Raw genomic sequence first — 8,092 nt, forward strand, 5'->3', positions numbered from 1 at the left:
CTATGCCCCCTTAAACGCAGCGATGAGCTCATCATAGAGCCCGAAAAATTGCGCTTTTTTCACAAGCTCAGATCGTTGCATAATACCGTCGGTGACGAATTCACCTTTAACAGTTTCTCCGTAATGCGCGTCGTCATAACGAAAGCGATAGATCTCTTCCATCACCACGCTCTCGCCTTCAAGGCCCACGATTTCAGAGATACTCGTGATCTTACGAGAACCATCGCGCAGCCTGTTGACCTGAACAATCATCTGAACGGCACTCACTATCGTTCTTCGAATCGCATCTAGAGGCTGATTCAAGTTCGCCATCATCACCATGGATTCAACACGGGCAATCGCATCGCGCGGCGTGTTGGCGTGCAACGTAGACATCGAGCCATCGTGCCCCGTATTCATGGCTTGCAGCATTTCAAACGCTTCAGAGCCACGACACTCGCCCAGAATAATTCGGTCTGGACGCATACGAAGCGCGTTGATAACCAATTCACGCTGCGTTACCGCTCCGGTTTGCTCAACGCTTGATGTTCGTGTTTCCAGTCGGACCAAGTTGGGTTGTTGGAGACGCAGCTCGGCCGCATCTTCAATGGTGACAATGCGCTCATCTTCAGCAATGTATTGAGATAGTGCGTTGAGCAGTGTGGTTTTACCTGAGCCTGTACCTCCAGAGATCAATACATTAATTCGGCAGCGCGAAGCGATCATCAGCACTCTCGCCATATCTGGAGACATAGACCCGAAGCCAATCAAATCTTCAAAGCCGATGTTCTGCTCTCTGAACTTACGAATAGAGATCGAAGTACCATCCAACGAAATGGGAGGAATCACGATATTCACACGGCTTCCGTCTTCTAACCTGGCGTCGACCGTCGGCGAAAGTTCATCAACACGTCTTCCAACACGTGAGGCAATACGCTTAGCAATGGCTAACAGTTGTTCTTCATTCACAAACGAGACTTCGGACTTTTTCACCTTGCCGTGTCGTTCGAAAAAGATGTTGTTGGGTCCGTTCACCATGATGTCGGAAATGGACTGGTCTTCGACTAAAGGCTGTAGAGGCCCCAAACCAAACAGTTCATCAATCAGGCTTTTTACCAAGCCTGACTTCATCATCGAGGTGATCGGTCTTTGATAGCTATTCGCCAACAAATCAACCGCTGCTTGTATCTGCGATTCAAGGTCTCGACGGCTCATTTTCTGAACCGCTTCTACATCTAGGGCTTCAAATATCTGGCCACGAAACGCGAGGTATAAGTCTTTATTAGAACTCATTTAACACGCACCTTTTTCAACCAAGAATTCATGCCCTTCTGCTCCATCGGCTGACCATTGATCAGTTTCACCAGTTGTTCCATAGAACGACTAATGTGACGGTCATGCTTATGGCCGCGTTTACCATCGATAATGATGTGCGCTAACGCTTTGCAGTAATCGACTTCGAGGTCAACTTCTGCGCCTAGATACTTAATAAGATCGGGCTTTTGTAAGACGTAAGCGTTTTCCGGGCGATGGTAATTCACCACCGTAATCACGCGCGTACGCGACGATAACGAAAGCTGTAAGTTGGAGACTTTTTCATACAGTCGTTTTGCACTTCTTACTGAAGACACAGATGCGTCTAACACCAACACAACCACATCAAAGTTTTCTACCAAGAGTTGAGGTTCAACTTTGAAATCCACACCACCAGAAAAGTCTTCGATAATGAAATTGGTGTTGCGCGCTAACAACTCGCACAAGGTCTGGTTGTAATTAAGAACATCGCTTTGGCTCATGTCGCCATCAATCGCCAACAGTCGTAAATTTTTGCGAGCGTTGATTAGGTAACTCAACGCCCCTTCTTCATCCATTTCGTGCAATGGTGCGGTGAACTCATCGATGGTTCTCGGCTTAAAATCCTTTAAGCCAAGCAAGACATCAATGTTGGTATCGGCATATTGATGATCGACAAGAATCGTGTCCGAGCCTTGCGTCGATAATATTGAGCTCAACTCAGTAGTGATAAACGATGCGCCAACGCCACCTTTTGAACCGACAATCGCCACGCGCTTCGCTTTGCGTTTCTGACTCACACCAGAGAACGTCTTCAGGTTCTTGCTAACGTGATTTAAGAAGTCAGCAAATTCCTGCTTATTCACCGGCCAGAACACGTAGTAAAAACCCATGTCTTTAAGAGAACGAAGCGTAGAAATGGCATCCTCTTTACCAATCACCACCACGCCTTTGTGTGTGGGTAGTTTACTTGCAAAGGCTTTAGCGTCTTCAACAACATTGGTCGAATCATTAAGCTCTAGAATCACAATGTGGCTACTTTGTTGTTCTGTCAGCTTGGTCAAGCCGGCTTTGGCTTTAACGCATGCAGGATCATTCCACCCTTCAAATCGAAAGACTTCTTGAACAAGGTCTAAACACTCTTGAGATTGATAGAACAAAGTACATCCGGCAACACCTGTCGTTCCGGTCTGAACTGGCTTGGCCTTTGTTGTTAATGCTTTAGTCAGGTCAAACATTATTGCTCTCCTACCAATCGAGACTTGTAAGCCACTTGCTTGAAGCGCATCGATTCAGCAAAGCAGTCTGGCTGCCTCAACCGAACGTGAATCTGTGCTGGTGCGCATTGTTGAGTCTTCAAACGCGTTAAGGTCACCTGAATCTTTAAGTCGCTTGGTAGCAACGGAGCGCTTCGATACGAGACTCTTTGTGGCGCGATGAGATGTGACGGATATTGATCGAAGATCTCTTGCAACATCTGTTGGCTGCGGGTTGATTTGTAATCCACGACATAAGTGGCTTCTTTGTCCGTTGATTCAATATCTTGAATCAAAGCGGTAATCTGCTTGGTGGTTTCAGCACGGTTTTTCATCGCAAACTCAAAGCTGTGGTGCTCTTTGTACACCAAGGCTTCAGCTCCATGACCAACAAAATATTGCTCAGAGGCGCAGCCTAAAAGTGACGTGGTAAATAACGCCATTAATAGTAATTTCTTCATTGGATAAACCCTCCTTGCGACAACAGACGAATCGTTGCATCGGAAGATGTCACCGACTTACCATCCCATTTAATGTTTAGCCAACGCGCCAACGTGGAAGTCTTCTTGATGTAAGGCAGTTGAATGTCTTTCGGTTTCATCGGTTCCACAAGATTCACGGTCGCAACGATGATCAATTCAGTGCGCTTTCTTTCTGTGGTTGCTTTTCGGAATGCAGCGCCAAGTACTGGAATATCGCCAACGAAAGGGATCTTTTGCATTTTTTCCAAATCAGCACTGCTCATCAAGCCACCGAGAACGAAGCTGTCGCCATCGGCCAGTTCAACGGTTGTCATCGCACGTCGTGAAGCCAATTGTGGGACTTTGATTCCTGCCGCTTCAACATAGCCCTCAACTTCGCTCACTTCAGGCGCTAACTGCATGCGGATCTTGTCTTGGCTAAGCACTTTGGCAGTAAGGTCGAGTTTGATGCCGAACTCTTTGAATGAAATGTTCACGTTACTGCTGGTAGAAACGATAACGGGCACTTCACCACCCACAAGGAAACTTGCAGATTCACCAGATAACACGGTTAAGTTAGGTTCAGCCAAAACTTCTGCAATCTGATCGTTACCTAACGCAGTGATTAATGTACTTAGGTTAGCCGCATCGAACTGGTCGAAAACAAACTCGCCAACACTTGAGCCCACTGAGCTCCAATCGACACCAACGGTTTGGCCAAACGATTCAGTAACTTGAGCCACCGATATTTTGACGTTCACCTGCTGGGTGGTCGCGACTTCAATACGTTCGATGATCCCTTCCCACGTCATGTTGCGCGCAAAGACCATACTTTCCGGCTCTTCATAATCAGAGTTGTCGGATTTAAACTCTAGCTTCTGAGTTTTGTCCCACTTCTCGGTTTTTTCTCGTCCTAGCAGAGTGGCAACCAAACGATAGATGTCGTCACGAGTCGCTTCCGAATCCACAAGGCCACTGACGGCAACTTGCTCACCCACTGATCGAACCTTGACCTTGGCATCAGGGAAATGAAATTTGAGTTGACGCCTAATATCCGTAAGATTCAAATCAACAATGATGCGATCGGAAAGCAACACCTCGTCATCAATTCCGTAGACGATCAGACGTGACTGCCCAATAGCATTGGCGAACACGACTAGGGTGTTGTCATTGATTACCTTGTAGTCAACGATATCAGGGTTATTAATGAACACTTGGCCAATCGGGCTTTTGAATTTGATGTGCTGACCATCGTTGAGCGTAATGGAGCGATCGGCAGCAAAACTGTTTGTTATAAAAAATAAGCCAATCAGCGGTGCCAACATGGAAACACGCAGTGCTTGCTTGATTCGATGATGAATCATAATTACAAAACCTCTCTAGGATTATTCTCATTACCGCGTAACTCAGCAATCCCGGTATAGTTATCAATAATGTTGCGCACCTCCGCAAACTCAGGTTGCGTATAGGTTTGGCTTCGATAGATTTCGATGTGCATTGTGCGCTGGGCTAGTGCGAGTTTTGGTAACTCATCGGGGCTAACTTCAATGACTACCGTAGTCAATCCGTCCTCTTTGCTCGGCGCTCGAGCGGTGACAGAACTGTCGCCTGTTTCGTCATTTCCGATGTTGAGGACTTTGACGTTTTTAAGAAACATTGAGGCTTTCACTCCTCTAAAGCGCTTTGGCTTATCGATATTGCCAGCCAAGTTGGCATTAGGAGAACTCACCGTCAGAACATCGATAAACGAACCTGGTCGGATGTAGTCGTTAATTAGGTTTTTGTCGCTGACTTTCAGTGGGTATAGCGTCATACCGTCCGTAACAAGAAGATCAATGTATCCAGGCTGGCCAGGCGTCACCTGATATTCAGGCAGTACAACCTCGCCGGCGTTAAGGTTTCGATTTAACAAAATAGAGGGTGAAAAGCTGATTTGGGCGTCTTCTCTGACACCAAGCGTTAATGCTTTACTAAGAGGGAGTTGTTGTTTGACGACACCTTGAGCATCGAGCGGAAGCCCTTTTTCATAAGGTTCCGTGGTCATCCAAACAGAAACATACTCTTCACTTTTTTCTTCCACTACTTCAACGGTCGTTGACGGTTTAGGTTTACTCTTAAACAAGTCGATAACGCCCAGTGCGCCAACTATCAAGGCGGCAATGGCAACAAGTAATACCAGTCGAGATCTCATAATGTTCTCATTCTTGGAGGTTTATATATGTGGCGTAGATTGAGTTAAAATGACTAAGTAAAATCCAATGCTAATGGCTATCCCATATGGAATACCCTCTTGGTAACAGCCATTTCCTATTATTAATTTTTTACTCATTAGATAAGTAACTGCTAAAATACCACCAGCAAAAGCCGTCAGAATATACGCCAATAATAAGTCATCAAAAGGGATGGTAAGTGACAAAATAGCGGCGTATTTAATATCACCTGCTCCAATCCATATCAGCTTATAAAGAATAAGCCCTCCACCTAACATCAGTAAAAAGCTCATCATTTGAATATCTAACGGGGATATGAAACACTGCAAGAAGAGTAATACGTACAGGGTGTAATTTTGTATCTTGCGATAAAGAAAATCAGTAACCGACACATATATACTCAGCACTGCCAAAGCCACTAAATACAATTCATGACTAAAAATTGGAAATACCACCTAAATTTAGTTAGAATAAATCTTATTTTACGATGTAAATTAACCAAGCCAGACCAATGTAAACATGGGTCTGGCACGAATATCTTTCGATATCTTCTACATTAGCTAATAAGGCTTGATGTTAGCTGCTAGCAGTTTCAATAGCCGTAGCTACTTGTTCAAAAGCACCTTCTAGCTTACCAATGAAGCCATCAGCGCCTACTGCTGTAGTTACTAATACAGCCATTGCAACAGCAATAAGACCATATTCAATCGCAGTTACGCCGCGCTCATCGTTCTTGAATTGTGATAAAAACATGTTTGTTTTCACGTAAAGCTTAGTAATCATTATTTCTTCCTATAAGGGCTGTTGAAAATTCGTCGCTATTATAATTACCGCCCCTACTCAGTGGAAAATACCCCCTATCGATTTAATCAATAGGCCGAGCAAAAAATGATCAGAATAAGCACAGTAAAAACAGAAGAATTAAAAACAAACCTCTAAATAACAACACCTTACATATAAAACCAACTCCCAAAAAGAATATCAATTTAATTTTATAAACTTGAAAAAGTAAGACACGGGTCAATATTCTTACTTATCTAAAGTTTATATAAGGTTTGGAAGCAACCTAAGAATTAATTGACCAAGCTTTATTACTCCTTATAAAACTTGTTGAAATACAATTATCATCACGCTATTGTTCTTCGAATCAACAACCAATAATAAATATAATTTCTTTGTGTCAAAAGGTTAGTCGAATCATGAAACTACATTTCGAAAATATTGTTTCGTTCATTGCAGTAGTTGAAGAAGGTTCATTTAGCTCTGCTGCTCGCATGCTTGGAAAATCACAGTCAACCGTTAGTACGGCGGTTCAGAATCTGGAGTCAGATTTAGGTTTCAATGTATTTAATAGAGAACATTCTAAAGTTTGGCTAACGGAAAAAGGAGAACGCCTATTCCAACTCTCTTTACCTGTGGTATCGAAATATCGAGAATTGGTCACCATTGCTCAACAAATGAATATATCTGACCAGATAGTTTACCGAGTAGGTATAGATCCGTTAGTGTTCAATCAAAACGTAAAGAAGACACTATTGGCATTTTCAGAGGCATTCCCAAATGTGGATTTACTTGTTGTCACTAAACCGAGTTTCGTTTTAGGAAACTACATAAATGAAGGGAAGATAGACTTAGCGTTAGGTAACCCCTATCACAAGACAAATTACGACTTCAATATAGAAGAGTTATTTCACGTCAACTGTTGGTGGGTAGCCCATGAAGACTTGGTAACCTTTGAGTCTCACGCAGCATCACAGCGAGTCTTATTAATGGATGGTTGTGAAGAGCTTCTTAACTTATCAAACATCGCTTCATATAACCTATGGCGACTGGATGACCTAGGGACCATTATCGACTTATGTAAGGCTCAAAAAGGCATCGCATTTTTACCCGGGTTTCTTATCGATGGTAACGTAAAAGAGAATAAGCTTAAGGTAATTACAGACCACCCTGACTTTTTTGGTAAACGAGTTATTGCTTCCCTCTTCTGGCACATACATTCTGACTTTAGCTTGTTTAACCAATGGATAAAAAAGGAGCTACAACCCACAACTAATTACAAACAAACATTTGTTGCTGATTTAGCTCAATAACGCTCTCTTACAATCTGGCAATCACGCTCTGGTACATTCACTAGCTTAGGGTGTGATACTAATAAATCCATACATCTTGATATATCTTCGAAACAAATCATAGATAATAAATATAATTAACGTCGTTATAAATTTGTTTATTCTATAGCTCATCAATCAAAACTTAACTGCACATATAACCTTTCATTGCTTAGATTTAATTAACAGAAAGAACTTACATCTATTTATCGCCATACTCATAATTCATCAGGTCACAAGATCTAGGGTTATGTGTTTGGCAGTTTTTCGAAGAGATCAGTTGGGATTGTCAATTAGTCGTCTACAAGTCCACTGTGGAGCTATTTAGGTAATACGTGTATCGAGGAGACATAGAGCGACTTAGCTTTCGCTTAATCTCTCACAAGCGACGACGATGTAGACGACTCTCATGCCCTTCCTGGGTGCTGACGACCTTTCAAGCCACATTAATCGACATCCGGACTACAACATTGGACAGGCAAGTCCTAAAGAGCTTCATAACAGGTGAGAAGACTAGAATATTCATAAAGCGGGGAATTACAGACACAAAAAAGCCCACACTAGGTGGGCTCTTTCGTATAATGTGGTGCCCGCTACTGGACTCGAACCAGTGACACCTTGCATGTCATGCAAGTACTCTAACCAACTGAGCTAAGCGGGCGATATTCTAATTTCTTATTACTACCATTGTGACAAACTCAATAGTTATGCAATAAAAACTAAAGAAGGAATGGTGCGTCCGAGTGAACTCGAATCACCGACCCCCGCCATGTCAAGGCGGT

General features: G+C 43.2%; 8 protein-coding genes and 1 tRNA gene. 1 reads left to right on the plus strand and 8 read right to left on the minus strand.

Going from position 1 to position 8,092, the window contains the following annotated elements:
• From A142_RS04960 to A142_RS04990, 7 genes are all read right to left on the minus strand, one after another.
• Window positions 1-1,272 (minus strand): CpaF family protein, encoded by a 1,272-nt coding sequence (locus tag A142_RS04960; protein ID WP_019826697.1) that lies wholly within the window; start codon window positions 1,270-1,272, stop codon window positions 1-3.
• Window positions 1,269-2,510, minus strand: a complete 1,242-nt coding sequence (locus A142_RS04965) for an AAA family ATPase (RefSeq protein ID WP_019826699.1) — start codon at window positions 2,508-2,510, stop codon at window positions 1,269-1,271. The genes A142_RS04960 and A142_RS04965 overlap by 4 nt, the downstream gene beginning before the upstream one ends.
• Window positions 2,510-2,989, minus strand: coding sequence for a hypothetical protein (locus A142_RS04970; protein WP_019826700.1), 480 nt, complete (start codon window positions 2,987-2,989; stop codon window positions 2,510-2,512). The genes A142_RS04965 and A142_RS04970 overlap by 1 nt, the downstream gene beginning before the upstream one ends.
• A complete protein-coding gene (locus A142_RS04975) occupies window positions 2,986-4,356 on the minus strand; it encodes a type II and III secretion system protein family protein (protein WP_029405743.1) in 1,371 nt (456 codons plus the stop codon). The genes A142_RS04970 and A142_RS04975 overlap by 4 nt, the downstream gene beginning before the upstream one ends.
• Entirely contained in the window at window positions 4,356-5,180 is an 825-nt protein-coding gene (gene cpaB, locus A142_RS04980) for a Flp pilus assembly protein CpaB (RefSeq protein WP_019826704.1), read from the minus strand. The genes A142_RS04975 and cpaB overlap by 1 nt, the downstream gene beginning before the upstream one ends.
• Window positions 5,181-5,201: 21 nt before the next feature.
• A complete protein-coding gene (locus tag A142_RS04985) occupies window positions 5,202-5,627 on the minus strand; it encodes an A24 family peptidase (protein ID WP_029405744.1) in 426 nt (141 codons plus the stop codon).
• A gap of 148 nt (window positions 5,628-5,775) precedes the next feature.
• Complete coding sequence (locus tag A142_RS04990) at window positions 5,776-5,982, minus strand: Flp family type IVb pilin (protein ID WP_019826707.1); 207 nt, start codon at window positions 5,980-5,982, stop codon at window positions 5,776-5,778.
• Between the two features lie 416 nt (window positions 5,983-6,398).
• On the opposite strand from A142_RS04990, the gene A142_RS04995 reads away from it, so the two are divergent.
• On the plus strand, window positions 6,399-7,292 hold the full coding sequence (locus A142_RS04995; protein ID WP_019826709.1) for a LysR family transcriptional regulator: 894 nt from the start codon (window positions 6,399-6,401) through the stop codon (window positions 7,290-7,292).
• 602 nt (window positions 7,293-7,894) lie between these two features.
• On the opposite strand, the gene A142_RS05000 is transcribed toward A142_RS04995, so the two are convergent.
• Window positions 7,895-7,971, minus strand: a tRNA-Val gene (locus A142_RS05000).
• Between the last annotated feature and the right edge of the window lie 121 nt (window positions 7,972-8,092).

The sequence above is a fragment of the Vibrio splendidus 12E03 genome, assembly GCF_000272105.2.
In the GTDB taxonomy this organism is placed as follows: Bacteria; Pseudomonadota; Gammaproteobacteria; order Enterobacterales; family Vibrionaceae; genus Vibrio; species Vibrio splendidus_I.